This window comes from Corallococcus sp. EGB (assembly GCF_019968905.1).
Classification (GTDB): Bacteria; Myxococcota; Myxococcia; order Myxococcales; family Myxococcaceae; genus Corallococcus.
This window is the reverse complement of sequence record NZ_CP079946.1, coordinates 2,721,385-2,747,699: the sequence shown is the minus strand read 5'-3', so window position 1 is coordinate 2,747,699 and position 26,315 is coordinate 2,721,385. Positions and strand designations below refer to the sequence as shown.

At 70.4% G+C, this 26,315-nt stretch carries 19 protein-coding genes; 8 read left to right on the top strand and 11 right to left on the bottom strand.

Going from position 1 to position 26,315, the window contains the following annotated elements:
• Positions 1–44: 44 nt before the first annotated feature.
• Both rpsB and secA read right to left on the bottom strand, forming a co-directional pair.
• Positions 45–980 carry a 30S ribosomal protein S2 gene (gene rpsB / locus KYK13_RS11735; protein WP_370645411.1) on the bottom strand — a complete coding sequence of 312 codons (936 nt, stop codon included), beginning with the start codon at positions 978–980 and terminating at the stop codon, positions 45–47.
• Between the two features lie 376 nt (positions 981–1,356).
• A complete protein-coding gene (gene secA / locus KYK13_RS11730; protein ID WP_223644154.1) occupies positions 1,357–4,179 on the bottom strand; it encodes a preprotein translocase subunit SecA in 2,823 nt (940 codons plus the stop codon).
• A gap of 437 nt (positions 4,180–4,616) precedes the next feature.
• Between secA and rlmM the strand changes: the two genes are divergently transcribed.
• Both rlmM and KYK13_RS11720 read left to right on the top strand, forming a co-directional pair.
• A complete protein-coding gene (gene rlmM / locus KYK13_RS11725; protein WP_223644153.1) occupies positions 4,617–5,642 on the top strand; it encodes a 23S rRNA (cytidine(2498)-2'-O)-methyltransferase RlmM in 1,026 nt (341 codons plus the stop codon).
• Positions 5,643–5,717: 75 nt separating this feature from the next.
• Entirely contained in the window at positions 5,718–6,422 is a 705-nt protein-coding gene (locus KYK13_RS11720) for a GGDEF domain-containing protein (RefSeq protein ID WP_223644152.1), read from the top strand.
• Between the two features lie 34 nt (positions 6,423–6,456).
• Here the strand turns inward: KYK13_RS11720 and KYK13_RS11715 are convergent, their stop codons facing one another.
• The 4 genes from KYK13_RS11715 to KYK13_RS11700 all read right to left on the bottom strand — a co-directional run bounded on the left by KYK13_RS11715 (position 6,457) and on the right by KYK13_RS11700 (position 13,663).
• Positions 6,457–7,374 (bottom strand): M23 family metallopeptidase, encoded by a 918-nt coding sequence (locus tag KYK13_RS11715; protein WP_223644151.1) that lies wholly within the window; start codon positions 7,372–7,374, stop codon positions 6,457–6,459.
• Positions 7,375–7,599: 225 nt separating this feature from the next.
• On the bottom strand, positions 7,600–8,400 hold the full coding sequence (locus KYK13_RS11710) for a Stp1/IreP family PP2C-type Ser/Thr phosphatase (RefSeq protein WP_223644150.1): 801 nt from the start codon (positions 8,398–8,400) through the stop codon (positions 7,600–7,602).
• A gap of 107 nt (positions 8,401–8,507) precedes the next feature.
• The gene (recN, locus tag KYK13_RS11705; RefSeq protein ID WP_223644149.1) at positions 8,508–10,244 is read right to left on the bottom strand and encodes a DNA repair protein RecN; all 1,737 of its coding nucleotides are present in this window, start codon (positions 10,242–10,244) and stop codon (positions 8,508–8,510) included.
• Positions 10,245–10,402: 158 nt separating this feature from the next.
• A complete protein-coding gene (locus tag KYK13_RS11700; protein ID WP_370645339.1) occupies positions 10,403–13,663 on the bottom strand; it encodes an SNF2-related protein in 3,261 nt (1,086 codons plus the stop codon).
• 305 nt (positions 13,664–13,968) lie between these two features.
• Here KYK13_RS11700 and KYK13_RS11695 point away from each other — a divergent pair, with 305 nt between their 5' ends.
• From KYK13_RS11695 to KYK13_RS11675, 5 genes are all read left to right on the top strand, one after another.
• Positions 13,969–14,505 carry an adenine phosphoribosyltransferase gene (locus tag KYK13_RS11695; RefSeq protein ID WP_223644148.1) on the top strand — a complete coding sequence of 179 codons (537 nt, stop codon included), beginning with the start codon at positions 13,969–13,971 and terminating at the stop codon, positions 14,503–14,505.
• A gap of 97 nt (positions 14,506–14,602) precedes the next feature.
• Entirely contained in the window at positions 14,603–15,220 is a 618-nt protein-coding gene (locus KYK13_RS11690) for a TetR/AcrR family transcriptional regulator (protein ID WP_223644147.1), read from the top strand.
• The gene (coaD, locus tag KYK13_RS11685) at positions 15,220–15,717 is read left to right on the top strand and encodes a pantetheine-phosphate adenylyltransferase (protein ID WP_223644146.1); all 498 of its coding nucleotides are present in this window, start codon (positions 15,220–15,222) and stop codon (positions 15,715–15,717) included. Before KYK13_RS11690 ends, coaD begins: the two co-directional genes overlap by 1 nt.
• Positions 15,714–16,460 carry an MBL fold metallo-hydrolase gene (locus KYK13_RS11680; RefSeq protein WP_223644145.1) on the top strand — a complete coding sequence of 249 codons (747 nt, stop codon included), beginning with the start codon at positions 15,714–15,716 and terminating at the stop codon, positions 16,458–16,460. Before coaD ends, KYK13_RS11680 begins: the two co-directional genes overlap by 4 nt.
• Before the next feature lie 166 nt (positions 16,461–16,626).
• Positions 16,627–18,219 (top strand): bifunctional UDP-sugar hydrolase/5'-nucleotidase, encoded by a 1,593-nt coding sequence (locus KYK13_RS11675; protein ID WP_223644144.1) that lies wholly within the window; start codon positions 16,627–16,629, stop codon positions 18,217–18,219.
• Between the two features lie 8 nt (positions 18,220–18,227).
• Here the strand turns inward: KYK13_RS11675 and KYK13_RS11670 are convergent, their stop codons facing one another.
• Genes KYK13_RS11670 through KYK13_RS11660 form a run of 3 tightly spaced genes read right to left on the bottom strand, consistent with a single transcriptional unit; the run spans position 18,228 to position 21,776 of the window.
• Positions 18,228–19,007 carry a YdcF family protein gene (locus KYK13_RS11670; protein WP_223644143.1) on the bottom strand — a complete coding sequence of 260 codons (780 nt, stop codon included), beginning with the start codon at positions 19,005–19,007 and terminating at the stop codon, positions 18,228–18,230.
• A gap of 15 nt (positions 19,008–19,022) precedes the next feature.
• Positions 19,023–20,870: a serine/threonine-protein kinase gene (locus KYK13_RS11665; protein WP_223644142.1), complete on the bottom strand. Its 1,848-nt coding sequence runs from the start codon at positions 20,868–20,870 to the stop codon at positions 19,023–19,025.
• Positions 20,871–20,930: 60 nt separating this feature from the next.
• Positions 20,931–21,776, bottom strand: a complete 846-nt coding sequence (locus KYK13_RS11660) for an NAD(+)/NADH kinase (RefSeq protein ID WP_223644141.1) — start codon at positions 21,774–21,776, stop codon at positions 20,931–20,933.
• Positions 21,777–21,897: 121 nt separating this feature from the next.
• Between KYK13_RS11660 and KYK13_RS11655 the strand changes: the two genes are divergently transcribed.
• Positions 21,898–23,235 carry a replication-associated recombination protein A gene (locus tag KYK13_RS11655; protein ID WP_223644140.1) on the top strand — a complete coding sequence of 446 codons (1,338 nt, stop codon included), beginning with the start codon at positions 21,898–21,900 and terminating at the stop codon, positions 23,233–23,235.
• A gap of 22 nt (positions 23,236–23,257) precedes the next feature.
• On the opposite strand, the gene KYK13_RS11650 is transcribed toward KYK13_RS11655, so the two are convergent.
• Positions 23,258–24,733 (bottom strand): sigma-54 dependent transcriptional regulator, encoded by a 1,476-nt coding sequence (locus KYK13_RS11650; RefSeq protein ID WP_223644139.1) that lies wholly within the window; start codon positions 24,731–24,733, stop codon positions 23,258–23,260.
• Positions 24,730–26,310, bottom strand: a complete 1,581-nt coding sequence (locus KYK13_RS11645; protein ID WP_223644138.1) for an ATP-binding protein — start codon at positions 26,308–26,310, stop codon at positions 24,730–24,732. The genes KYK13_RS11650 and KYK13_RS11645 overlap by 4 nt, the downstream gene beginning before the upstream one ends.
• Between the last annotated feature and the right edge of the window lie 5 nt (positions 26,311–26,315).

Genomic DNA, 26,315 nt, shown 5'->3' with positions numbered 1-26,315 from the left:
GCCGACTCCGGAAGCTGCGTGGGGAAGCGATGAGGACGGGCGGGTTACTCCGCCGCCGTGCCCTCGCCACCCTCGGTCGCCTGCTCGGTGGAGGAGGCCGCGCCGCCCTTCATCTCCACGACGGGGCCGCGGCGGTCACCGCCACGGTCACCACCGCCCCGGCGGTCGTCACGGCGGTCGCCGCGGTCGCCACGGCGCGGGCCCCGGCGGTCGTCACGGCGGTCACCGCGGTCGTCACGGCCCTCGCGCTCCTCCTGCTCGTCGCGCTCGGCGGCGCCGGACGCACGGTAGCGCGCCGCACCCTCGAGGCACGCGTCCGCGATCTTCGACGTGAAGAGCTTGATGGAGCGGATGGCGTCGTCGTTGCCCGGGATGACGAAGTCGATGCCGTCCGGATCGCAGTTGGTGTCCACCAGACCAATCACCGGGATGCCCAGGCGGGTGGCCTCGTGGATGGCGATGTGCTCCTTCTTCGGGTCGATGACGAACACGCAGCGGGGCAGCTTCGCCATGTTCTTCACGCCGCCGAGGTTCTTCTCCAGCTTCTCGCGCTCACGCTCGAGCTGGGCGACTTCCTTCTTGGGCAGCACCTCGAACGTGCCGTCCTCGGCCATCTTCTCCAGGGTCTTGAGGCGGTCGATGCCCTGCTTGATGGTCTTGAAGTTCGTCAGCGTGCCACCCAGCCAGCGGCTGGTGACGAAGAACTGACCGGCGCGGCCGGCCTCCTCGTGGATGACGTCCTGGGCCTGCTTCTTGGTGCCGACGAAGAGCACGGACCCGCCGCGCGCCGTGATGTCCGCCACGAAGCGAAAGGCCGCGCGGGCCATGGTCACGGTCTTCTGCAGGTCGATGATGTAGATGCCGTTGCGGGCGCCGAAGATGTAGGGCTTCATCTTCGGGTTCCAGCGCTTGGTCTGGTGGCCGAAGTGGACGCCCGCCTCGAGGAGCTGACGCATCGTGATGCCGCTGGCGGCGGCCATCGCCTGAGCCTGGGTCTGCGTATCCTGCTGGATATCCATGGTGCGTGTACCTTCCGGTTGTTCCGCCACGCGCGTTGAGACAGCTGCCAGTCCTGGCCCCTCCACCGTGGAGGGGCACCGGGGACCGGTGACACGCGTGTGAGTAGTGGGTGCTGCCGACTGCCTCGGGCGGTGAAGCCCGGCCCCTCTATAACGGGGCGCGGCGTCCTTAGCAGAACGCTCCAGAGGGGCGCAAGCTTCGGGACTCCCTCCGTGCGGCCCCTCGCGCCCCGGGGCCGCCCCCCTCCCCTCCAGGAAGGCGACCGGCGCGGCCCCGCTCCCCTGGGACAGGGAGGGCGACCGCGCCGGAGGGCGCTTCCATCAGGACTTCAGGGCCTTACGGGTTCGCCTCGTTGGCCCCGTGGCACTTCTTGTACTTGCGGCCGCTGCCGCAGGGGCAGGGGTCGTTGCGGCCCACGGCGCGGGGAGCGGCGGCGGCCTCGCGCTGGGCGACCGGGGTGGCGGTGGCCTCCTCGATCTTCCCCTCGGCGTCCGCGCGGCCCTCCACGGCCTTCTTCTGCTGCTGGGCGAGCTGCCGCTGGATGCGGGCGGTCTCCTCCGCTGCGTTGGAGGCGGAGCGGGCCTGCACGCGCATCATCTGGCTGACGAACTGCGTCTTGATGGCGTCCAGCATCTGCATGAAGCCCGTGTAGCCTTCCTTCTTGTACTCCTGCTTCGGGTCCTTCTGGCCGTAGCCGCGCAGGCCGATGCCCTGGCGCAGGTGGTCCATGGCCAGCAGGTGGTCCTTCCACAGCTGGTCGATGGTGGCCAGGTACCGGTACTGCAGGAAGCGCATGAAGTCTTCGCCGAACTCCTGCTCCCGGGCGGTGAAGACCTTCTCCGCCGCCGTGTAGATGAGCTCCTGGAGCTCGTCGCGGTTGCCGACGCCCTCGAAGGTCATCTCCAGGTTGAGCGACTCCTTCACGGAGTTGGACAGCGAGGCGATGTCCCAGGTGTCGGAGCTGCGCGTGGGGGCGTAGGTGTCCGTCATGGACACGACGACGTCCTCCACGGCGTCCAGCACCATCTCCCGGAAGTCCGCCCAGGAGATGACGCGCTCGGAGCGCGTCTTCACGCGCGTCTTGAGGTCCTCCTCGTACTCCACGAGGGGGATGCCCGCGCCCGACGCGAGCACCTGGCGGCGCAGCTTGTAGATGGTGCGCCGCTGCTGGTTCATCACGTCGTCGTACTCGAGCAGGTTCTTGCGGATGTCGAAGTTGTGGCCTTCGACCCGCTTCTGCGCGCTCTCGATGGCGCGCGAGAGCCACACGTGCTCGATGACCTCGCCCTCCTCCATGCCCAGGCGCTCCATGAGCATCTGGATGCGCTCGGACCCGAAGATGCGCATCAGGTCGTCTTCCAGGGACAGGAAGAAGCGGCTGGCGCCCGGGTCACCCTGGCGGCCGGCGCGGCCACGCAGCTGGTTGTCCACGCGGCGGGACTCGTGGCGCTCGGTGCCGATGATGAAGAGGCCGCCGGCGGCCATGACCTCTTCGCGCTCGCGCTTGGTGAGCGCCTCGTTGTTCGCCTTGGTCTCCGCGAAGCGCTTCTCGTAGTCCGCCAGCGCCGCCTGGTAGGCGGTGAGGTCCAGCGGCTGGCCGTCCACGGCCTCCGGCGGCTCCGGCGGCGGGCCCATCTGGGCCTTGGTCATGACCTCCGCGTTGCCGCCCAGGAGGATGTCCGTGCCGCGGCCGGCCATGTTGGTGGAGATGGTGACGGCGCCCTTGCGGCCCGCCTGCGCGACGATGTCCGCCTCGCGCTGGTGCGCCTTGGCGTTGAGGACGCTGTGGGCCACGCCGCGCTTCTTGAGGAAGTTGGACACCACCTCGCTCTTGGCGATGGACACCGTGCCCACGAGCACCGGCTGACCGGCCTTGTGCAGCTCTTCAATCTGGGCGGCGACGGCCTCGAACTTCTCGCGCTCCGTCTTGTAGACCACGTCCTGCTCGTCGCGGCGCTGCGGCGGACGGTTGGTCGGGATGACGCGCACGTCCAGGTTGTAGATCTTCGCGAACTCTTCGGCTTCCGTGTCCGCGGTGCCCGTCATGCCGGACAGCTTGGAGTACATGCGGAAGTAGTTCTGGAACGAGACCGTGGCGAGCGTCTGGTTCTCGTTTTCAATCTTCACGCCCTCCTTGGCCTCGATGGCCTGGTGGAGGCCGTCCGACCAGCGGCGGCCCTGCATGAGGCGGCCGGTGAACTCGTCGACGATCTGCACCTCGCCGTCCTTCACCACGTAGTCCTTGTCGCGCTTGTAGAGCGTGTGCGCGCGCAGGGCCTGCTCGACGTGGTGGAGGGTTTCAATCTCGCCGGGGTCGTAGAGGTTGCTGACGTTGAGGCGCTTCTGGAGCTTGTCGATGCCGTCGTCGGTGAGGGCCACCGAGCGGTGCTTCTCATCCAGGGTGTAGTCCTGGTCCGGCACGAGGCCCGGGATGACCTGGTCCACCCGGTAGTACTTGTCGGTGCTGTCCTCGGTGGGGCCGGAGATGATGAGCGGCGTGCGGGCCTCGTCGATGAGGATGGAGTCCACCTCGTCGACGATGGCGTAGTTGAGCTCGCGCTGGACGTAGTCCTGCAGACGGAACTTCATGTTGTCGCGCAGGTAGTCGAAGCCGAACTCGTTGTTCTGGCCGTACGTGATGTCCGAGCGGTACGCCTCCTGGCGCTGCTTGTCGGACAGCTCGTGGAGCACGCAGCCCGTCGTCATGCCCAGGAACTTGTAGACCTGGCCCATCCACTCGGCGTCGCGGCGGGCGAGGTAGTCGTTCACGGTGACGACGTGCACGCCGCGGCCGGACAGGGCGTTCAGGTAGGAGGGCAGCGTCGCGGTGAGCGTCTTGCCTTCACCGGTGCGCATCTCCGCGATGCAGCCCTCGTGCAGGAACATGCCGCCGATGAGCTGCACGTCATAGTGGCGCTGGCCGATGACCCGGCGCGCCGCCTCACGGGTGAGGGCGAAGGCCTCGAAGAGCAGCTCGTCGAGCGGCCGGCCGTTCGCGATCTCCTGCTTCATCCGGGCGGTTTCGCGCGCGAAGTCCTCGTTCTGGAGGGCTTTCATCTTGCCCTCCAGTTCGTTGATGCGGGCGACCTTCACGCGGGCTTTCTTGAGCTCGCGCTCATTCTTCGTCCCGATGAGCTTCTTTAGCGTCCATTCAATCATGTTGGCTCTCTCGCCGGAGGATCCTCGAAGGAGCGCGGCGAGTGAAGGGAATTCCCAGGAGATGTAAGGGAGAACCAGACGGAAACCACGCGCGCCCCCCGAAACTTCCTCTCGGCTGGCCGCCCGGCGCGCGGTGGCCCAGAGTAAAGCGGAACCGAGTCCACGCAATGTCCCCTAAGCAGAAACACCCTCCCCGCGCCGCGAAGACTTCATCCGGGCGCTCCTCCCCGGGCCCTCGTCGGCCAGGCACCTCCTCCCGGCCCGGCAAGGCCCCCCGCGCCGGTCCTCCCTCGGGCGGCAGGCCCGGCACCAGGCCCGGCCCCCGCGCCGGCGGCAAGCCCCCTTCCACCCCTCGTGCTGGTGGGCCCGGACGCGCAGCCCCGGCGCCCACCGCGTCGCCCCCGCCACGCATCCCACCTCGGGCGCGAGTACCCTCCATGCCCGCACAGACGCTGGCGGCCCAGCCGGGCCGGTGGCTGTGGACGTGCCGGGAGGGCTTCGAGCCGCACCTCTTCGAGGAGCTGACCTGGGCGGGCGCGGGCCCGCGCCTGTTGGGGCCGGCCCTGGTGGAGTCCGAGCGCCGGCCGGACGTGCCCCCCGCCTTTGGCCGGGCGGCGGAGAAGGTCATCGCCACGTGGGCGCCTCCGGGTGGGGCACAGGTGCCGGTGGAAGACATCCTGGGTGCGCTGTCGGAGCTGCCCTCGCGCGTGCCCTGGCTCCTTCGCGCCTACACGCCGGACAGCGCGAGGGGCAACACGCAGGCGGGCCGCGCGGAGGCGCTGGAGGCGGCGGTGCGGACCGCGCTCCCTTCGGGACGCACCCTGGAGGACGACCACCGCGCGAAGGAGGCGGGGGCCCTGCTGGTGGGCCTGTGCGTCGCGCCGGACGGGGTGCTGATGCTGACCGCGGTGAGCGCCCGCGAGGCCCTGTCGCTCGCTCCGGGCGGGCGGCGGCGGATGAAGCGCGCGGGCGAGTCCCCCTCTCGCGCGGCCATGAAGCTGGAGGAGGCGCTGGACGGGCTGGCGCACGAGCCCGGGCGCGGCGACGTCTGCGTGGACCTGGGTGCGGCGCCCGGCGGCTGGACGCAGCGGCTGGTGGCGCGCGGGGCGCGGGTGGTGGCGGTGGACCCCGCGAAGCTGATGCCGGAGCTGGCCAGGAACCCGCGCGTCCAGCACGTGCAGGAGAGCGCCTTCGCCTACGCCCCGGAGGAGCCCGCGGACTGGCTCTTCTGCGACATGGCGTGGCGGCCCCTGGAGGTGGCGCAGCTGTTGGCCAAGTGGGGCCGGCGCCGCTGGGCCCGCAACCTGGTGGCCAACATCAAGCTGCCCATGAAGGACAAGAACCCCCTGCTCCTGCGGGTGCGCCAGACGCTCGAGGAGGACGGGGGCTGGGAGGGCCTCACCGTCCGCCAGCTCTACCATGACCGGGACGAGGTGACGGTGACAGCGCACCGCATGCGCTGAAAGGAGCGGCCGAGGAGGGCGCCGAGCGCCGCTTTCCTGCGCCCGGGGCCGGTCCGCGCTACACACGCGGACACGATGCCCTACACAATCGACGACGCCACCGCCACCGCCCTCGTCGCCCTCCATCCCCGGGCCGCGCGCCCGGGGCACGCCCAGGAGGCGCCGCAAGCCGCCGCCCAGGAGCTCATCGCCGCCGAGCAGCGCCGGCGAGGCCAACCGGACGCCACCGGCGCCATGCACGTGCTGGCGCTCACCCAGGGCTCGCTCCTCAAGGAGGAGTTCGACCTGTCCACGCACGCGCACCACGACGGCTGGCGCGTGGGCGCGGTGATGGTGGACGTGAAGCAGATGATCCTCTTCAACGCGCGCTTCGGCTTCCCCGCCGGGGACGCGCTGCTCAAGGCCACCGTGGCGTCACTGGCCGCGCAGTACCCGGGCGCGCGCATCGTTCGCTTCCAGCCGGACGGCTTCGCGGCGCTGCTGTTGCCCACGTCCCAGCTCACCGTGCGCGAGGACAGCGCGGACGCGACGCGCGCGAAGCTGGCGGAGGACCTGCGCCCCGCGCTGCCTCCGGGCGCCTCCGACACCGACGTGCCGGGCTTCACCGTGGCGCTGCTGGAGCTGACGGTGCACCAGCCGTCACACTGGCAGGTGCTGGGGCCGCTCCTGTGGGCGGAGGTGGAGCGGGCCTACATCATGGAGCGGACCGGGCGGACGCACGGCCTGCAGCGGCGGCGCCTGCGCCTGGATGCGTTCCTCCCGGAGCCGGAAGGGACCTGAGCGCGCGGGCACCCCGGCGCCTCCCCTTCGGCGCCTACTCTTCGAGGATGAACTTGCGCGGGTTCTGCGGCACGCCGTTCACGCGCACTTCGTAGTGCAGGTGCGGGCCGGTGGAGCGGCCGGTGTTGCCCACGTTCGCGATGGGCGAGCCGCGCTTCACCCGGTCCCCGGCCTTCACCAGAATCTTGGACAGGTGGCCGTAGCGCGTCTTGATGCCGTAGCCGTGGTCGATGACGAGCACGTTGCCGTACCCGCCCTCCAGCCCCGCGAACACCACCGTGCCGTCCGACGGCGCGGTGACCTCCTTGCCGTGCGGCGCCGCGATGTCCAGGCCCGCGTGCGTCACGCGGTCCGCCGTGTACGGGTCCAGGCGCTGGCCGAAATCGCTGGTCACCCAGCCGCGCGCCGGCCACACCGACGGCGTGGAGGCGAGCAGCGACTTCTGGTCCTGGAAGTAGGCCTGCAGGTCCTGGAGGCTCAGCTCCTGACGGGTCGCCTCCGCGGAGAGCCGGTCCAGGCGGCTCAGCATCATCTTCGGCGTGTCCGTGGTGGTCAGCTGGGTGAACTGCGTGTCCGTGGCGGGCGCCGTGGTGCTGGTCTCCGGCTCCGTGGGGCCCATGGCCAGGTTGCGCTGCGGATCCGACAGCAGCGTCACCGCGCGCAGCTTCTGGTCGAAGCGCTCCACGCGGTCCAGCGTCGAACCGATGTGCTCGATGCGCTCGCGCACCGACTTCAGCTGCGTGCGCAGCGTGAGGTTCTCCTCACGCAGGATGCGGTTCTCCGCCGCGTCCGCCGCCACCTGGAGGTAGTGGATGCTCGCACCGACGCCGAGGCCCGCCACCAGCATCAGCCCCATGCCCACCTGCGTCAGCCAGGAGCGCTGGATGGTGTAGCGCTTCACCGGAGCGTCGTGGTCCGGGATGACCATCAGGGTGAAGGACTTTTTGGCCACGGACCACTCCTGGGGAAACTCTTTCGCAACGTGGGACTTCCGGCGCCAGAAGCTAAGTCGCTCCCCGCGCGCGCAACACCTCCCCCGCCCGCCGCCCCTCCCTCACCGTCACCCACTGGTGATTCTCAGTGGGTGGAAAGGTTTGGGCAGCTATCATCCGCATTTGAAGAGTGTCAAGGTCAACAGACTCCCGGGCACGCCCCATCGCGCCGCGGAGTCCGGGCCCTACCCACCCTGCATGCGCACCACGATGACGCTGATGTTGTCGTCGCCGCCGCGGTCGTTGGCCAGGTCGATGAGGTGCTTGGGCACTTCATCCAGGTTGGCGTGGCGCGCGACGGCGTCGTGGATTTCGCGGTCCTCGAGCATGTTCGCGAGGCCGTCCGAGCAGAGCAGGAACACGTCACCGGGCTCCGACACGAGCCCCATCACGTCCACCTGGACCTCCTCTTCGAAGCCCACGGAGCGGGTGATGATGTTCTTGTAGCGGGAGTGCTTGGCCTCTTCCGGGGTGATCATCCCCGCCTTGATCTGCTCGTTGACCAGCGAGTGGTCCTCGGAGATCTGCTGGATGAGGTCCCCGCGGATGAGGTACGCGCGACTGTCGCCCACGTGGGCGAAGAAGGCGTGCTCGTCGCGGACCACCAGGGAGATGACCGTCGTGCCCATGCCGGACAGGCGCGCGTCGTCCTGGGCGGTGAGGTAGATGGCCTGACAGGCCTTCTCCACCGCGCTCCGGAGCGCTTCCGGGATGGGTGACTCCTGGAGGTTGGGAACACTGATGAAGGGGTTGTCCCGCCCTTCACGCGCGCGCCGCAGCTCCTTGTCGATGGTCTCGACGGCGATGCGCGACGCGGTACCGCCACCCGCGTGCCCACCCATGCCGTCCGCCACGACGTAGAGCTGGAGCTCATCGTCAATGAGGAAGCTGTCCTCGTTGTGATTGCGCTTGCGCCCGACGTCCGTCAGGCCAGCGGAGATGACTTTATGGCGGGGGGCCGCGGTCTGCCCTGCGGTGCTGGACACGCGCCGGATGCTATGTGAGCCCATAAGTGGGGGCAAGGACGCGCACGAAAACTTGCGGTGCGTCATGCCCCTCCCCCTGGGTCACCCCTACCTTGTAGGCCGCCATTTCAGGCCGTCCGGCGCAGCCGGCCCCGGGGGCTATTGCCTTCCGGGCCGGATTCCCGCCGCGCGCGGGGCGTGGCCCGGTGGGCCGAGCGCACCAGCGCCTCCGCCGCGCCCAGCGCCTCGCGCGTCACCTCCACGCCCGACATCATGCGCGCCAGCTCCTGGGTGCGCTCGGCGCCGGCCGCGAGCGGCAGCACCTGGGAGACGGTGCGCTCGCCCTTCACGCTCTTCCTGATGAGCAGGTGCGCGTCCGCGTACGCCGCCACCTGCGGCAGGTGCGTGATGCACAGCACCTGACGGTGGGTGCTGACCTCGCGAATCATCCGTCCCACCACGTCCGCGATGGCGCCGCTGACGCCCGCGTCCGCTTCGTCCAGGATGTAGCAGCCGCAGGCGTCACTGTCCGCCAGTGCACGCTTGAGCGCGAGCAGCAGGCGGCTCGCCTCACCGCCCGAGGCCACCTTGGCCAGGGGCCGCGCCGGTTCTCCCGGGTTGGCGCTGAAGAAGAACTCCACCTCGTCCAGGCCGTCCGGGCGCAGCGTCTCCCCGGCGGTGACGCGCACCTCGAAGGCGGCCTTGCCCATGGCCAGCCCGCCCAGGCCGTCGCGCACCTGCTGGGAGAAGGCGCCCGCGGACGTCTTTCGCGCGCGGGACAGCGCCAGCGCCGCCTTTCGCGCCCGGTCCTCCACGCGCTTCCGCTCCTGGTTCAGCTCCTCCAGGATTTCGCGCCGGTTCTCCAGCGTGCCCAGCTCCGCCTCCAGCTCGCCGCGCTTCTTGAGGACGCCCTCCAGCGTGGTGCCGTGCTTGCGGCACAGCCGCTTGAGCGCGTCCAGCCGCTCCTCCACCTCGCCCAGCCGCCCCGGGTCGGACTCCAGCCCCTCCACATAGCGGTTGAGCAGGCGCGCGGCCTCCTCCAGTTCCGACAGCGCCGTGCTGAGCGACTGCGCCACCGGCTGGAGCGTCGCGTCGCACTTGACGCCCTCGTGCACGAGCCCCAGCGCGCGGCCGACCATCTCCAGCGCGGACGGCGCCTCGCCCGACACCAGCAGCTCCGCCTCCGCGCCCTGACGCTTGAGCTTCTGCGCGCTGCCCAGCCGCCGGCGCTCCGCGTCCAGCTTCACGTCCTCGCCGGCCTCCGGCTCCAGTCGCGTGATTTCGTCCAGTTGGAAGCGCAGGAACTCCGCGCGCTCGCGCACCTTGGCGTCGTCGCCGCCCAGCGCGTCCATGCGCGAGTCCACTTCGCGCAGGTTCGCCCACTCGCGGCCGTAGGCGGCCAGCGCTTCATCCAGGCCGCCGTACTTGTCCAGGAGCACCCGGTGCAGGCCCGGGTCGAAGAGGCTGACGTGCTCATGCTGGCCGGCGATGTCCACCGCGCCCCGCGTGAGCTTGCCCAGCACGCCCAGCGTCACGAGCGCGCCGTTGACGTAGACCTTGCCGCGCCCGGTGCGCCCGAGCACGCGGCGCACGAGCACCTCCTCCCCCAGGTCCGGGAGGCCCAGTTCCTCCAGGCGCGCGGCCAGCACCGGCGTCCGGGCGAACACGCCCTCCACCGCCGCGTCCTCGCAGCCCGCACGGATGACGTCCGCATCCGCCCTGCCCCCGAGCAGGAGGCCCAGCGCGTCCACCAGAATGGACTTGCCGGCCCCCGTCTCACCCGTGAGGACGGTGAGGCCCGCGCCGAACGCGACCTCCACCTCCTCAATCACCGCTACGTTCGAAATCCGAAGACCCAGCAGCACGCGCGCCCTCCGCGGTCCGTACGACGGCCCCAACACCTGAACACCCTAGCAGGTCTCGCTGACACTGCACAGGTGTTCGGGTCGTGTGGACGGAGGGGGGGCGAGTGGGAGGGCGTGGCCTGTTGGCGCCACAACCATCTCCCGCGCTCAAGGCGGCCTCAGATTTCGGTGAACAGCTCCTGGATGTCCTGTTCGGTGAGGTTTCTGCCCATGTCGTCCCCGTCCGCACCCAGCACGCCGGCGGCGAGGTCGCGCTTGCGGCGCTGGAGGCTGAGGATCTTCTCCTCCACCGTGCCGCGGGTAATCAGCTTGTAGCTGATGACCGCGCGCGTCTGGCCGATGCGGTGCGTCCGGTCCGTGGCCTGGTCCTCCACGGCGGGGTTCCACCACGGGTCGAAGTGGATGACGTAGTCCGCGGCGGTGAGGTTCAAGCCGGTGCCGCCCGCCTTGAGGCTGATGAAGAAGAGCGGCGGGCCGTCAGGGCGGTTGTACTCGTCCACCTTGCCCATGCGGTCCTTGGTGCGGCCGTCCAGGTAGAGGTAGCGCAGGCCGCGCTTCTCCGCCTCCTGCTTGAGCAGCTCCAGCATCTCCGTGAACTGGCTGAAGACGAGGGCGCGGTGGCCCTCGGACACCAGGTCGTCCACCAGTTGCATGAAGCGCTCCAGCTTCGCGCTGGACGGCAGGAGCGTGCCGGGCGGCATCTTGAGCAGGCGCGGATCGCAGCACACCTGACGCAGGCGCATCAGCGCGGCGAGGATGGACACGCGGCTGCGCTTGAAGCCCACCTTCTCGATGGACTCGTTCACCTTGCGGCGGCTCTCCTCCAGCACCTCGCGGTAGAGCGCGGCCTGGCCGGGCTCCATCTCGCACCACGCGACGCTCTCCGTCTTCGGCGGCAGGTCCTTGGCCACCTCCGTCTTGAGGCGGCGCATGATGAAGGGCTGGATGCGGCGGCGCAGGCGGTCCTTGGCGGACGCGTCGTTGGCCACCTGGATGGGCTGCTCGTAGCGGTCGCTGAAGCCCTCCGCGCTGCCCAGGAAGCCGGGCATGAGGAAGTCGAAGATGCTCCAGAGCTCCGACAGCCGGTTCTCCAGCGGCGTACCGGTGAGCGCCAGGCGCGTCTCGCTGGGCAGCGACTTGCACGCCTGCGCGGTGGCGCTGTCCGCGTTCTTGATGTTCTGCGCCTCGTCCAGGATGACGTAGCGGAAGCCCACCTGGGACAGCTGCTCCAGGTCGCGGCGCACCAGCGCGTACGACGTGAGCACCAGGTCCATGTCCTTCAGGTCCTCCGCGCGCTCGCGGCGGTCCTGGCCGTGCCACACCATGGCCTTGAGGCCCGGCGTGAAGCGCTCGGCTTCGCGCTCCCAGTTGGCGAGCACGCTCGTGGGCGCGACCACCAGCGACGGCTTGCGGCCCTCGTCGTTGGCCACCTTCTGCATGAGGCTCAGGGACTGGATGGTCTTTCCCAAGCCCATGTCGTCCGCGAGGATGCCGGACAGCCCGTGGCGCCGGAGGAACCAGAGCCAGGACAGGCCCGCCTCCTGATAGTGGCGCAGCGTGGCCTGCAGGCCTTCCGGCACGCCCACCTTCGGCACGCCGGAGGACTCGCGCAGGGAGAGCATGGCCTGGCGGGCCTTGGCCTCCACCTCGGTGAACTCGCCCAGGTCCGCGAGCAGGTCCAGCGCCACCGCCTGGTGCAGGGGCAGGCGCGTGCGCGTGCGGCCCGGCATGGCGCCGGCCTCCTCCAGCAGGTCCGCCACGCGCTTGATCTCCGCGACGTCCGCCTCCGCGAAGGAGCCGTCCTTGAGCGGCACGAACTTGCGGCCCGAGTCCAGCCACATGCGCACGGCGCCCAGGTCCACGGCCTGGTCGTCGGTGACGAACTCCGCGTCCAGGTCGAACCACTGCACGCCGCTCATGCCCACGCGGATGCGCGGCTTGAGCTTCGGGCGCAGCCGCACCTTGGGCGCCTGCACGCCGTAGCGCTCCCACTCGGCCGGGAGGCTGGCCAGGCCACGCGCCCAGAACTCCAGGGCCACGTCGCCGGTCGCGTCGAACGCCTGCGCGCCCGGGTCATAGCGAAGCCCCAGGTCGAGCAGCAGCTTGCCCGCGGCGCGCTCCACCTCGTCGCGGCGGCGGTACAGCTTGCGCGCGTCGTCGCCCACGCCGCTGGCGTAGCCCAGGTGCGTGGCCGTGGGGGACACCGCCACCGTCGTCTGGCCGTAGCGCGCGGCCAGCTGCACCTTCACGCGCTCGGCGGCGCCCTCCAGCGTGAGGACGAAGCGCGGCTCCACCGTCTCGTCGACCTCGATGTCGTCCGCCTTCAGCGACATGCGGAAGCGCGGCAGGTGCGCGGCGAAGAACGTCAGCACCCGGTCCAGTTGCCCGGACGGGAACGACATGGACGGCTCCAGGAGCCACTTGCGCAGCAGCCGCGGCGGGAAGTCCGGCTCCACCGCGTGGAGGTTCTGCGCCTGGATGACGTAGGTGCGGCGGCCCGCCAGCACGATGACGTCCTTGAGCGGGTAGCCCACGCCGTCCGGGAACAGCAACTCAATCTGCGCGGTGGCTCCGTCCGGACGCGACTCCAGGTGGATCTGCGGCCGCACGGGCTGGTCCATGTAGACGAGCGGCGTGCCCCGGTAGATGACCCGGCGCTGGCGCAAGAGCTCCAGCACCTCGCAGAGGTCCTCGTCGGACAGGACGATGCGCGAGTCGTAGCGGTGCTCGTGGCGCGACAGCACCATGAAGATGCGCTCGTCCGCGGGCGCGATGCGGCTGCCCGCCTGGAGCAGGCGCTTCACGTGCACGGGGCCCTTGGTCTGCGCGTCCTGACGGCGCACGTCCACGACCCAGTGGCGGTTGTTGACACCGCCCGGGCCGGAGCTCGCCGGGGTGAGCCGGTAGAGGAATTCGTAGTCGGGCAGCGACGACAGGCCCAGCCAGCTCTCCACCTTCGCGAGCGCGGGCAGGCTGACGCCATCCGGTCCCATCGCGGCGGGAGGAACCTCCTCCTCGTCGTCCGGGGGGGCGTCCTCCGGTTCGGGCGGCGGAGGCGGCGGCGCGGCCTTCTGCGGCGGGGGCGGCGGCCGGAAGCGGGCCGCGTAGATGAGCGCCACGGCGACCACGTGCTCGCAATGCGGGCCCTGGGTATTCCAGACCGGGCAGGTGCAGGAGGAAACAACTTTTCCCTCTCCCGGAATCAGGGCCACTTCGTAGCGCTCGCCGGACGGACCCGCGACCTGCGCGCGGATGCGTTCGGGTTCACGCGTGAGGCCGAAGACGCGGCGGCCTTCGGCCACCTCGCGGCCTTTCTTGAACGTGGCGGGCTGGACCTCGGCCTTGAGGGCGCGGAGCCAGAGTCCGTCCTGGGGGGAGAGAGGGTCTCGGGTGTCAGCGGTGGTTTGCACGGCTTGCAAGGCCCCAGACTCCTGGTCGGGGGGAACCGCCTCGCTTAACACAGTGAGGGGCTCCCTGCGCGCGGGAAAAAATTACGGCGTCCGCCAGCCGAGGCGGCCGGGCGGCGCGAAGCTGTGAGATCATCAACGTCCGCCATGCCCGGCTCTCGTCCCCCTCCGCCCACTTTCCGGCCGTTGCCCCAGGGACTTTCCGTCCGGGAGCCCGGCAGGCCGGCTGTCACCCGGGCCGGGTACCCTGGGTCCCAGGTCCACCTCCAGCGTCATCCACCGGGCTGAAAAACGCCGCCGCCCCTTCGGAGCCCCCCATGTCCCTCGACCCCACGCTCGTCTCCGACCTCCAGGCCGCCCTGCGAGATGTGCCGGACTTCCCCAAGCCCGGCATCGTCTTCAAGGACATCACCCCCATGCTGGCCAACCCGCGCCTCTACGGCCGGGTGGTCAACGCCATGGCCGCTCCCTTCCGGGGCCAGCACATCACCAAGGTGGTGGGCGTGGAGTCGCGCGGCTTCCTCCTGGGCGCGCCCATCGCGCTGGCGCTGGAGGCAGGCTTCGTCCCCGCCCGCAAGCCCGGCAAGCTCCCGCACAAGCGCATCGTGGAGCGCTATTCGCTGGAGTACGGCGCGGACGGCGTGGAGATGCATGAGGACGCCATCCTCAAGGACGAGCGCGTCCTGGTGGTGGATGACGTGCTCGCCACCGGCGGTACCGCCGACGCCACGGCGCGGCTCATCGGCCGGCTGGGCGGGCAGATTGTCGGCTTCAGCTTCCTCATCACGCTCGACTTCCTCGAGGGCGCGAAGCGGCTGGGGCCGGACAAGGTGACGTCCCTCCTCCGCTACTAAAAACCCATCACCCGGCGTCACCGGCCCCACGTCCGGTTGACGCCCGCGCGGGCCCTGTTTATAAGTTGGTCACACAACCTATAAACAAATCCGCGCCATGCCCCGACCGTCCAACACCGAAGCGCGCCGAGAACAGATTGTCGCCGGGCTGCTCAAGGCCATGGCCGAGCGCGGTTACGAGGGCGCGTCGGTGGCGGAGATCGCCCGTGCCGCGGGCCTGAGCGCGGGGCTGGTGCACTACCACTTCGAGGACAAGCAGGAGATCCTCCTGACCCTGGTGCGCTCGCTGGCGTCGCGCGCGCGGCAGCGCTTCAGCACGCGCGTGGCGAGGATTCCGGCGGACGACGCTCGCGGGCGGGTGGAGGCGTTCGTGGACGCGTTCCTCGCCACCGGGCCGGACGCGGACGTGGCAGCGGTGGCGGGCTGGGTCACCATCAGCGCGGAGGCCATCCGGCAGCCGGAGGTGCGCGTCGCCTACGAGGAGGTGGTGCGCGCGGACCTGGAGCAACTGGAGGCGCTGGTCGCGGCGGTGGTGGGCAGGCGCCGCGCGCGCCCGCTGGCCGCGGGGCTGTTCGCCGCCATCCAGGGCTACTTCGTCCTCTCCGCGAGCGCGCCCGGACTCGTGCCCGCGGGCTCCGCGGCGGGCACCGTGAAGCGCATGGTGGCGGGGCTGTTGGACGCGGCGACTTCTCCGTTGGACCGTGAGGTGTCGTGATGACCATCGCCCTCTACGCAGGCAGCTTCGACCCCGTGACGGCGGGACACCTGTCGGTGGTGAGACAGGCGGCGCGACTCTTCAGCCACGTCGTCGTGGTGGTCGCGGTCAACCCGAACAAGCGCACGCTGCTCACCGCGGATGAGCGCGTGGCGCTCGTCCGGGAGGCCGTGGCGAAGCACCCCAACGTCTCCGTCACCTTCACCGAGGGGCTCATCGTGGAGCTGGCGCGGGAGATTGGCGCGAGCGTCCTGCTGCGCGGCGTGCGCGGCGCCACCGATGCGCAGTTCGAGACGGAGCTGGCGCAGATGAACCGCGCGCTCGCGCCGGAGCTGTCCACCCTCTTCCTCCCCGCGGAGGCGCACCTCGCCGAGGTGTCCAGCAGCGCCCTCAAGGAGCGCCTCACCCGCGGCGAGGACGTGTCCGCCTATTGCCCGCCCGCCGTCGCCGCGAAGCTGCGCGAGCGGCTGGCCTCGTCCCTCCGGAGCCATCCATGAGCCTGTCGTTCACTCCCCTGGGCGTCGGTGACGCCTTCTCCGCGCTCTACTACTCGTCATGCCTGGCGGTGGAGGCGGAGGACCAGGTGCTGCTCCTCGACTGCCCGCACCCCATCCGCAAGATGATGCGCGAGGCATCCGAGTCCACCGGCATGCACCTGGACGTGGACCGCGTCAGCGCCGTGGCCCTCACGCACCTGCACGCGGACCACGCCTCCGGCCTGGAGGGCCTGGCGTACTTCTCCTTCTTCGTGCTGAAGCGGAAGATGGAGCTGCTCGCGCACCCGAGCGTCACGCGCCGCCTCTGGGAGGGACACCTCGCCGCCGGCATGGAGTGCCTCATCGAGCAGCACGGCGCGGGCCCCAATCCCAAGCACTTCGAGGACTACTTCACGCACACGCCGCTGCACCTGGAGCGCTCGGTGCGCCATGGCCCGTTCGAAATCGAGTGCCGCTTCACCTATCACCACGTGCCCACCACCGCGTTCCGCATCCGCGCCGGAGGCCGGTGCCTGGGCTACAGCGCGGACACCGCGTTCGATGAAGGCCTCATCTCCTGGCTGTCCGAGGCGGACCTGGTCATCCACGAGACGAACTACGGCGTGCACACGCCCTACGAGAAGCTGGCGGCCCTGCCGGAGGCCACCCGCGCGAAGATGCGCCTCATCCACTACCCGGACCTGTTCGACGTGAGCGGCAGCGTCATCGAGCCGCTGGTGCAGGGCCGGCGCTACACCGTCTGAGGGCGGAGCGCACGGCGGGCAGCAAGCCCTTCATCCTCCGGGAAGAGGGGCTTGGGCATTGCGCGTTGCGAAATGTTCGGTCCGCTCGCCTTCATGCGCCGAGTGCGCTAGGCCGAGACGGCTGGTGTTTCTCCCCCGTGCCCCTCCGCAAGAGAACGACTGTCCGATGATGAAGAAGACCGTGAGCACCTGGGCCGCGCTGCTGACGCTCGCGCTGGTGCTGGCCACCCGTTCCGCCGGGGCCGCCGAGCCGACGCCTCCCGCCGACACCGTCCGCCTCACGATCCTCCACCTCAACGACGTCTATCAATTCCAGCCCACGTCCCAGAACCGGGGCGGGCTGTCGCGCGTGGCCACGCTCCGGCAGCAGGCGCTGAAGGAGTCGCCGCACGTCCTCACGCTGCTGGCGGGTGACACGATTTCGCCTTCGGTGGAGTCCTCCGCGGAGGTGGCGGGCGAGGCGCTCAAGGGCAGGCAGATGATCGACGCGTGGAACGCGCTCGGCCTGGACTACTCCACGGTGGGCAACCACGAGTTCGACTTCGGGGACGACGTGCTGCGCGCGCGCATCCAGCAGTCGCGCTTCCCGTGGCTGGGCGCCAACGTGATGAGCGTGAAGTCGGGGCAGGTGTTCGAAGGGCTCAAGGCCTGGGACCTCCGCGACGTGGGCGGCGTGAAGGTGGGCATCTTCGGCGTGGTGCTGCCGGAGACGCAGACCTCTTCCAGGCCGGGCAAGGACACGCGCATCACGCCGTTCTGCGAGGCCGCGAAGCGCTCCGTGGATGAGCTGCGGGCCGCGGGCGCGCAGTTCGTGATGGGGCTCACGCACCTGGCGGTGGAGCAGGACCGGGAGCTGGCGAGGTGCGTGCGCGTGGACCTCATCATCGGCGGGCATGACCACGACCGCGTGCAGGAGACCGTCGCGGGTACGCCCATCTTCAAGCTGGACGAGGACGCCATCGACCTGGGCCGCGTCACGCTGGACCTGGACGCGAAGACGGGCGCGGTGAAGAAGCTCGCGTGGAAGGTGATTCCCATCACCGCGAAGACGCCGAACGACCCGGCGTTCGATGAGCGGATGAGGCCCTACGCGCCGCTCCTGGCCACGCTGGCGGAGCGCATCGGCCGCTCGCCGGTGGCGCTGGATGCGCGCAGCGCGCAGAACCGGGTGGCCGAGACGAACCTGGGCTCGTTCCTGGCGGATGCGTTCCGCGAGGCGACGGGCGCGGACGTGGCGCTCGTGAACGGGGGCGCCATCCGCGCGGACCGGGTGCTGCCCGCGGGCATCATGACCCGGCGCGAGCTGTACTCGCTCATGCCCTACCGCAACGAGCTGGTCACCCTGGAGGTCACGGGGGCGACGCTGCGCGCGGCGCTGGAGAACGGCGTCAGCCTGAACAGCCCGGATGGCAAGCCGCCCGGCCGCTTTCCGCAGGTGTCCGGCCTGCGCTTCACCTTCGACCTGCGCAAGGCGCCGGGCGCGCGGGTGACGAAGGTGGAGGTGAAGGGCAAGCCGCTGGATGACGCGGCGACGTACCGGCTGGCCACCTTCAGCTTCGTGGCGCAGGGCAATGACGGCTACGCGATGCTCAAGGACCTCCCCTTGCTGCCCCCCAGCAAGGAGCACCCGTCGCCGTGGGACGCGCTCAGCGACGCATTCCGCACCGGCAAGCCCGCCCCCCGCGCGAAGCCCCAGGGCCGCATCACGGTGCTGGGTGCGCCGCCGGGCGGCCCGCGCGCGCCTCCGAGGATGAAGTAGCGCGCGACCTACCGCCAGGGCGCGGTCCAGCCTCGCAGCCGGTAGACGAGCCGTCCCGCCAGCTCGCGCAGCATGTCCGTGCTCTGGGCGAGCGCCCCCGAGCGCGGCTGCCAGCTCATCTTCGCCGGCGGCAGCGTCGAGGAGCGGAAGTCCACCGCGAGCGTGTCCGCCTTCAGCCCCACCGCCGCGAAGCAGCCGGCCGCGCGGGGCAGGTGCGCGGCGCTGGTCACCAGGAGCAGCGACTTCCAGCCGTGCGCGCGCACCAGCGGCTCCGACTCCAGCGCGTTCTCGCGGGTGTTGCGGCTGCGGCCCTCCTTCACGATGCGCTCGGGCGCGATGCCCCAGTGCTCCAGCTGCGCGGCCAGCACGTTCGCCTCCACCACCGCCTCCGGCCTCGCATCCAGGTTGCCCGCGGTAATCAGCACCTGCCGTGCGCGGCCGTCGTGCAGCAGCTCGAAGGTGCGCATCATCCGCTCCGGCGCGGCGTTGTACTCCGGCTGCCCCGAGCGCTCCGTGGCCGCCGCGTCCAGCCCGCCGCCCAGCAGGATGACCGCGTCGTAGACGGTGTCCGGCCGGTACGTGCTCACCGCGTCCTGCTCCGTCACGCGCGTCAGCAGCGCCACCGTGGGCTCGATGGAGAACGCGTACAACACGCCCACCGCCGCCAGCTGGGACGCCACCGACAGGCGCTTCCACCGGCGCAGCACGATGCCACCCACCCCCAGGAGCAGCGCCCAGGTGAGCGGCGACAACAGCAGGTCCAACACCTTCGACAGGAAGAGGAACATCACCGTCCGCTTTGACTACCGGGCCGCCTTCGCCTGGAGATACCTACGCGCTTCCGCGGCCGCGAGGCCTTTCGGCCGCAGCTCCAGATAGCGCTGATATCCCTCACGGGCCATGGCGTCGCGGTCCGTCAGCACGCCCACCCGGCCCAGGCCCAGGTGGCACTCCGCCGCGGACTCCTTCAGCTCCAGGCACTTCCAGAACTTCTCCCCGGCCTGCATCGCGCTGCCCGCCGTGAGCAGCTCCTGCCCCAGCGTATAGGCCGCGCCCGCGTCGGGAGACCTCGCCATCCAATCCGCGGCCTCGCGCGATTCGCCCCGGGCCACCGTCACCGTGCTGCGCCTGCGCACCGGCGCTTCCGGCGGAGCCTCCTTGTCCTTCACCCGCGCGTCCACCACCGGGTCCGGCGGAGGGGCCGGAGGCGGCAGGCGCTCCAGCGTCACCTGCACGCGCTCCGGCACGGCGGCCTGCGACACGGTCGTCGTCCACGGCTGGTACCCCACGAAGCGCAGCTCCAGCTGGTGCGAGTCCTCGCCCGGCGCGACGTTCAGCACCGTCGGCGTCATCCCGACCTGCTTGCCGTCCCAGCGCACCTCCGCCCCCGCGGGCGCGGAGACCACCTGGAGCCTGCGCGAGCGGGGCTCCGACAGGTCGGGCATCACCGCCCGCCCCACAAAGAAGATCACCGCCGCCGTGATGACGGCCGCCCAGACCCAACCGGGCACCCCCGAGCCCAGGTCCGCCGCGGGACTGCCGCCCACCAGCGCCCCGGGCACGTGCTCCTCCGGGAACGCCTCGGCGTGCGCGCGGTGCACCGCGGACGCCCGCTCCGGCTCGTCCGCCTCCACCGGGCCGCCCTCCCCCGTCCACATCGTCACCTGACGCAGGAAGGACTCCGGGATGCGGGGCGGCTGGCCCGCGAGCTTCAGCTCCTCCTCGAACAGCCAGGCCATCAGGTGGCGCAGCGTGGACGCGGGGAACAGCGGTGCCCGGTACGCGAGCCACTCCGCCAGCGAACGCTGGAAGTCCTCCGCGCTGGTGAAGCGGTCCGTGCGCCGCAGCGCCAGCGCCCGGGACACCACCGCGCCCAGCGAGGGGTCCAGGTCCGGGACATACGCGTGAGGGGGAATCAGGTCCCCCGTCGCGATGCGCTCCATCACCGAGGCCTGATCTCCCTCCACGGGCCTGCGGCCGGTGAGCAGCTCGAAGAGCACCACGCCCGCCGTGTACACGTCCGAGCGCGCATCCAACGCCTCCGCCCGCGTCTGCTCCGGGGACAGGTAGAGGAACTTGCCGCGCACCACGCCCGCTTCCGTGTCCGGCCGCCCGGACAGCTGCGCCTTCGCGATGCCGAAGTCGGTGAGCTTCACCTCGCCCTCGTAGCTGACGAGGACGTTGTCCGGGGACACGTCGCGGTGCACCAGCCCCAACGGGCGGCCCTGCTCGTCGCGGCGCGTGTGCGCGTGGTGCAGGCCCTTGCAGACTTCAATCATCAGCTGCACGGCGAGCGGCGCCGGCAGGTGCGCCATCCCCTTCAGCTTCAGGCGCTTGAGAACCCTGGACAGGGGCTGCCCGTCCACCCACTCCATGGCCAGGAAGAACTCGCCATCCTGCTGCCCGAAGTCGAAGACCTGGACGATGTTGCCGTGGGACAGCCCCATGGAGATGCGCGCTTCGTTGAGGAACATCTGCACGAAGGCGGGGTCCTGCGCGTACGGGTCCCGCACGCGCTTGATGACCACGGGGCGGGACACGCCCTCCGCCACGGTGTAACGCGCGCGGTGCACCACGGCCATGCCGCCGGCGCCCAGGCGTTCCTGCAGCTCGTACTTGCCGAAACGCGTCGTGTGCCCGCCCGTCGTCACGGGCCGGAGGCTACTCCAGCGCCAACCCCGGCGGGGAGCCCTCCCCCCGGACGCGGGCGCTCAGCGCTCACCCCAGTGGAGCTTCTGCCGGAGGATGGTGAAGTAGGCCACGCGGGGGTTGCGCACCAGGGCCACGCGGTTGGGCGAGCGCACCACCTCGATGCAGTCCCCGCCCTGCAGCGAGTGGCCCGTCTGTCCATCCAGCGTGAGGTACGTGTCCGCCGTCTCGCTCTTCAGCGTGACGCGGATGGTGCGGTCCGCGGGCACCACGATGGCCCGCTGGGTCAGCGCGTGCGAACAGATGGGCGACAGGATGGTGCAGTCCACCGACGGGTGCACGATGGGCCCGCCCGCGGACAGCGAGTACGCCGTGGAGCCGGTGGGCGTGGCCAGGATGACGCCGTCCGACTTGTACGTGGTGATGGGCACCCCGTCGATGGACGTCTCGTGGTCCGCGATGCGCGCGAGCGCGCCCTTGTTGATGACCACGTCGTTGAGGATTTCATCCTCGATGAGGACCCGGCCCCCGCGCAGGAGCCGGCAGGAGAGCTTCATCCGCGAGTCCACGTGGAAGTTCCCCGCCAGCACGTCATCCAGCCGGCTGAAGAGCTCCTCCACGGGCACTTCCGTCATGAAGCCCAGGCTGCCCAGGTTGACGCCGATGATGGGCACGTTGCGCCCACCCAACAGGCGCGCCGCGTAGATGAGCGTGCCGTCACCGCCCAGCACCACCACCAGGTCCGCGCGCGCCGCCAGGTCGCGGTCCTCGATGCGGGGCCAGTTCAGCGCATGCGCCAGGGCGCGGTCGGCCAGCACCGTCAGGTTCGGGTGGCGCTGCCGGATTTCCGCCGCCAGGGCCACGGCCTGCGGGGTGTCTCGCTTCGCGATGATGACCAGGGTCTGCACGCCCCCCGGGTTCTAGTCCAGCCGGCCAACCGTCCTCCGCAGGAAAATGACGCACCTGCACGACGCCGGACATCACAAGGGAGCGCGACGGGGCCTTCAGGACGCTAGGTTTGGAGGCCCCATGGACCTCTTCGACCACGCCAGCCAGAAGGAACAGGCCATCCTGGCGCCGCTCGCCGAGCGCATGCGCCCCACCTCGCTCAGCGAGTACCTGGGCCAGGAGCACCTCACCGGCGAGGGCCGCTTCCTGCGCCGCGCCCTGGAGGCCGACCAGGTGCCCAGCCTCATCCTCTGGGGCCCGCCGGGCACCGGCAAGACGACGCTCGCCCAGCTCATCGCGCGCTCCACCGGCGCCGCCTTCGAGACCATGTCCGCCGTGCTCGCGGGCGTGAAGGACATCCGCGAGACGGTGGCCCGCGCGCAGGACCGCTGGAAGCTCCAGCGCCAGCGCACGCTGCTCTTCATCGACGAGATCCACCGCTTCAACAAGTCGCAGCAGGACGCGCTGCTGCCCCACGTGGAGAAGGGCACCGTCACCCTGATTGGCGCCACCACGGAGAACCCGTCCTTCGAGGTGAACGCCGCGCTCCTGTCGCGCTGCCGCGTCGTCACCCTGCGCGGGCTGGAGCAGGAGGAGCTCATCGCCGTCATGCGCCACGCCGTGGCGGACCCTCGGGGCCTTGACGGCAAGGTGGCCGTGGACGACGCGGCGCTGGAGTTCATCGCGGACGCGGCGGGCGGGGACGCGCGCAAGGCCCTCACCGCGCTGGAGGCCGCGGCGGCGTACGGCGGCAAGGTGGTGGACCGCAAGGTGGCGGAGGAGGCGCTCCAGCAGAAGATGCTGCTCTACGACAAGGGCGGCGAGGAGCACTACAACGTCGTCAGCGCGTTCATCAAATCCATGCGCGGCAGCGACGTGGACGCCGCGCTGTACTGGATGACGCGCATGCTGGAGGCGGGCGAGGATCCCGTCTTCATCTTCCGCCGCATGGTCATCTTCGCGTCGGAGGACGTGGGCAACGCGGACCCCCGCGCGCTCGGGGTGGCGGTGGACGCGCTGCGGGCCTTCCAGCTCATGGGCCTGCCGGAGGGCACCCTGCCCCTCACCCAGGCCGTCACGTACCTGGCGCTCGCGCCCAAGTCGAACGCCGTCATCGCCGCGTACGCCGCCGTGCGCGAGGCCGTGACGAAGGAGGGCGCGCTGCCGGTGCCCATGCACCTGCGCAACGCGCCCACGAAGCTGATGAAGTCGCTGGGGTACGGCGGCGGGTACAAGTACCCGCATAACTTCGAGGGCAACTACGTCCCGGAGGACTACCTGCCGGAGGCGCTGCGCGCTCGCTGCTTCTACACCCCGACGCGCAACGGCTTCGAGGCGGAGCTGTCCGAGCGCTACGAGGCCATCCAGCAGCAGCTCGCCGCGCGCCGCAGCGAGCGAGAGCCCGGGGAGGACGGCTGAACCGTCCTCCCGCCGGACCGCATCACGACACGGCTTCGAGGGCGGGCACGCCCGGGCCGCTGTCCGCCTCCGGGCCCTTGGGCGAGCGCGGCTTCATGCTGCGGCCGGCGACCTCGTACTGCTTGAGCAGGCGGCGGAAGTTGGAGCGGTCCACGCCGGCCGCGCGCGCCGCGCTGGACACGTTGTGGTTGTTCTTCTCCAGCAGCGCGGACAGGTAGCGGCGCTCGAAGGCGCGCATGGCCAGGCGCTTGGCCTGGGCGTACGGCAGGTGCGCCAGGCTGAACACCTCCACCGCCGAGTCCGCCTGCGGCGCGGCCTGGAAGCCGGGCGGCAGGTCCTCCACGTCAATGGCGTCGTTGGCCGTCAGCACCACCGCGCGCTCGATGACGTTCTCCAGCTCGCGCACGTTGCCCGTCCACCGGTTGCAGGTGAGCGCCTCCATGGCGCGCGGGCTGATGCCGGTGACCTTCTTGTCCGCCTTGGACGCGTAGACCTTGAGGAAGTGGTGCGCGAGCAGCGGCACGTCCTCCGGGCGGTCGCGCAGGGGCGGCAGGTCGATGGTGATGACGTTGAGGCGATAGAAGAGGTCCTCGCGGAACTTGCCCTGCTCCTTCGCGCGGGACAGGTCCACGTGCGTGGCGGCGATGACGCGCACGTCCACCTTCACGGGCTCGTTGGCGCCCACGCGCTTGACCTCCCCCTCCTGCAGGACGCGCAAGAGGCGCACCTGGGTGGCCGGGGGCACGTCGCCGATCTCGTCCAGGAAGATGGTGCCGCCGTCGGCCGCCTCGAAGAGGCCCTTCTTGTTGCCGGTGGCGCCGGTGAAGCTGCCCTTCACGTGGCCGAAGAGCTCACTCTCCAGGAGCGTCTCCGTCAGCGCGGAACAGTTGACGGCCACGAAGGGCTTGTCGCGGCGCGCGCTGCGGTAGTGGATGGCGCGGGCGACCAGCTCCTTGCCCGTGCCGCTCTCGCCCTGGATGAGCACCGTGGCGGTGGAGTGGCTGACCGTCTCCACCAGCTTGAACACGGCGCGCATCTGCGCGGACTGGCCGATGAGGTCCTCGAACTGGCTGCGCGCGGTGAGCGCCTCCTCCAGCGCGCGGGTGCGGTCCTTCAGCGCCTTGCGCTCGGCGGCCTTGGCCACCGTGAGGCTCACCTCGTCGATGTTCTCGAAGGGCTTGGTGAGGTAGTCGTACGCGCCCGCCTTCACCGCCTCCACCGCCGTCTCCACGGTGGCGAAGGCCGTCATCATGATGACCTCCACGTCCGGGCGGTCCGCCTTGATGGCGCGCAGCAGGTCCATGCCGGACAGGTGCGGCATCTTGATGTCGAGCACCACCACGTCGATGGACGGGTCCTTCGCCGCCGCGAGCCCCTCCACCGCGTCGTCGATGGCCACCACCGGGTGGCCTTCCCGCTGGAGGATCTGGGTGACGGCCTTGAGGACGACGGAGTCGTCATCCACAACGAGGACCTTGGCGCGCTTGACTTGGTTCACGGCAACCTCTCGAGCTGCAGGGGAATAGGCAGGTAGACGGTGAAGCGGGAGCCCTGGCCCACGTGGGTCTCCACATGGAACGTGCCCCCATGGTCCTGGACGATGCGATAGGCGATGGACAGCCCCAGGCCGGTGCCCTCACCGGGCGGCTTGGTGGTGAAGGACGGCTCGAAGATGCGCGGCAGGTGCCGCTCCTCGATGCCCGTCCCGGTGTCCGTCACCGCGAAGAAGGTCCGGTCGCCCTCGCGCCCCGTCTCCAGGGACAGGCTCCCCTCGGCGCCAGGCAGCGCCTGCAGGCCGTTCTGCAGCAGGTTGAGAACCACCTGCGCGAGCGTGCCGGGGTCGCCGTACACCTTGGGCAGCCCGTCCTTCAGGCCCAGCTTCATCTCCACCTTGGGCATGGACTTGAGCTGCGCGCGGAAGAGCACCGCGGCGTCCTCCACGCACTTGGACAAGTCAAAGAGGCGGCGGTCCTCCACGCGGCTGTGCCGGCTGAACTTCAGCAGGCTCTCCACGATGCGCTTGCAGCGCAGCGCGCTCTCCTCAATGAGCTTCAGCGACTCCAGGTCGCTCTCGCTGCGGCCCGCGTCGCGGGACATCAGCTGCGCGAAGGCGAGGATGCCGCCCAGCGGGTTGTTGATTTCGTGCGCCACGCCGCCCGCGAGCTGGCCCACCGCGGCCATCTTCTCCGTCTCGATGAGCCGGCGGGTCATCGCCTGCTCTTCCGTGACGTCGCGGTAGGTGCACACCGCGCGGTCGTCGCCGGCGAAGGGATAGGCCGCCACCACGTAGCTGCGCCCGCCCTGCTGGACCTCCCCGCGCGCGCCCTTGCCCGTCTCCATGGCGGAGGGCAAAGGGCAGCCCTGGCACGGCGTGTCCCGGCCGAAGAGGTACTGGTGGCACGGGACGTCGGAGGGCACCTCTTCGATGGAGCGGCGGGCCACCTGCGCGTAGGCAACGTTGGCCCGGCGCACCGCGAAGTCCCGCGCGCGCACCACCGCGAGCGGCGTCTCCATGCAGTCGAAGGACAGCTCCCACTCGCGCTTGGCCGTGGACAAGAGGCGAGTGCGCAGCGCGACGCGCTCCTCCAGGTCCGCGTTGAGGTGCTTGAGCTCCGCGTTCTGCTCCTGCGTGACGCGGTAGAGCCGGTCGTTCTCCGCGTGGAGCGCGTACTGCTCGAAGGCGCTCTTCACCGTGAGCACCAGGTGGCTGTCGTTCCACGGCTTGGAGATGAAGCGGAAGATTTCGGAGCGGTTGATGGCCTCTTCGATGGCCTGCTGATCCGCCTGCCCCGTCAGCATGATGCGCTGGGCGCGCGGCTCCTGGAGCTTCACCTGGTTGAGGAACTCCACGCCGTTCATCCCCGGCATGCGGAAGTCGGAGATGACGACCTCCGGGTGGAAGCGCTCCAGCGTGCGCAGCGCCGTTTCGGCGTCCGTCGCCGTTTCAATCTCCCACTCACCGCGCCGCAGCACCCGCCGGATGGACTTGAGGATGTTCTCCTCGTCATCGACGAGCAGCAGCCGGCCGCGGGGGACCGGGTCCTGCGCCTGCGCTTGAGCTCCCAGGGTTCCCATGGACT

Excerpts from the sequence above, each read along its gene's own strand:
- rpsB (WP_370645411.1), bottom strand. The coding sequence starts at position 980 with ATGGCCGCCGCCAGCGGCATCACGATGCGTCAGCTCCTCGAGGCGGGC.
- secA (WP_223644154.1), bottom strand. The coding sequence starts at position 4,179 with ATGATTGAATGGACGCTAAAGAAGCTCATCGGGACGAAGAATGAGCGC.
- rlmM (WP_223644153.1), top strand. The coding sequence starts at position 4,617 with ATGCCCGCACAGACGCTGGCGGCCCAGCCGGGCCGGTGGCTGTGGACG.
- KYK13_RS11720 (WP_223644152.1), top strand. The coding sequence starts at position 5,718 with ATGCCCTACACAATCGACGACGCCACCGCCACCGCCCTCGTCGCCCTC.
- KYK13_RS11695 (WP_223644148.1), top strand. The coding sequence starts at position 13,969 with ATGTCCCTCGACCCCACGCTCGTCTCCGACCTCCAGGCCGCCCTGCGA.
- KYK13_RS11690 (WP_223644147.1), top strand. The coding sequence starts at position 14,603 with ATGCCCCGACCGTCCAACACCGAAGCGCGCCGAGAACAGATTGTCGCC.
- coaD (WP_223644146.1), top strand. The coding sequence starts at position 15,220 with ATGACCATCGCCCTCTACGCAGGCAGCTTCGACCCCGTGACGGCGGGA.
- KYK13_RS11680 (WP_223644145.1), top strand. The coding sequence starts at position 15,714 with ATGAGCCTGTCGTTCACTCCCCTGGGCGTCGGTGACGCCTTCTCCGCG.
- KYK13_RS11675 (WP_223644144.1), top strand. The coding sequence starts at position 16,627 with ATGATGAAGAAGACCGTGAGCACCTGGGCCGCGCTGCTGACGCTCGCG.
- KYK13_RS11670 (WP_223644143.1), bottom strand. The coding sequence starts at position 19,007 with ATGTTCCTCTTCCTGTCGAAGGTGTTGGACCTGCTGTTGTCGCCGCTC.
- KYK13_RS11655 (WP_223644140.1), top strand. The coding sequence starts at position 21,898 with ATGGACCTCTTCGACCACGCCAGCCAGAAGGAACAGGCCATCCTGGCG.
- KYK13_RS11645 (WP_223644138.1), bottom strand. The coding sequence starts at position 26,310 with ATGGGAACCCTGGGAGCTCAAGCGCAGGCGCAGGACCCGGTCCCCCGC.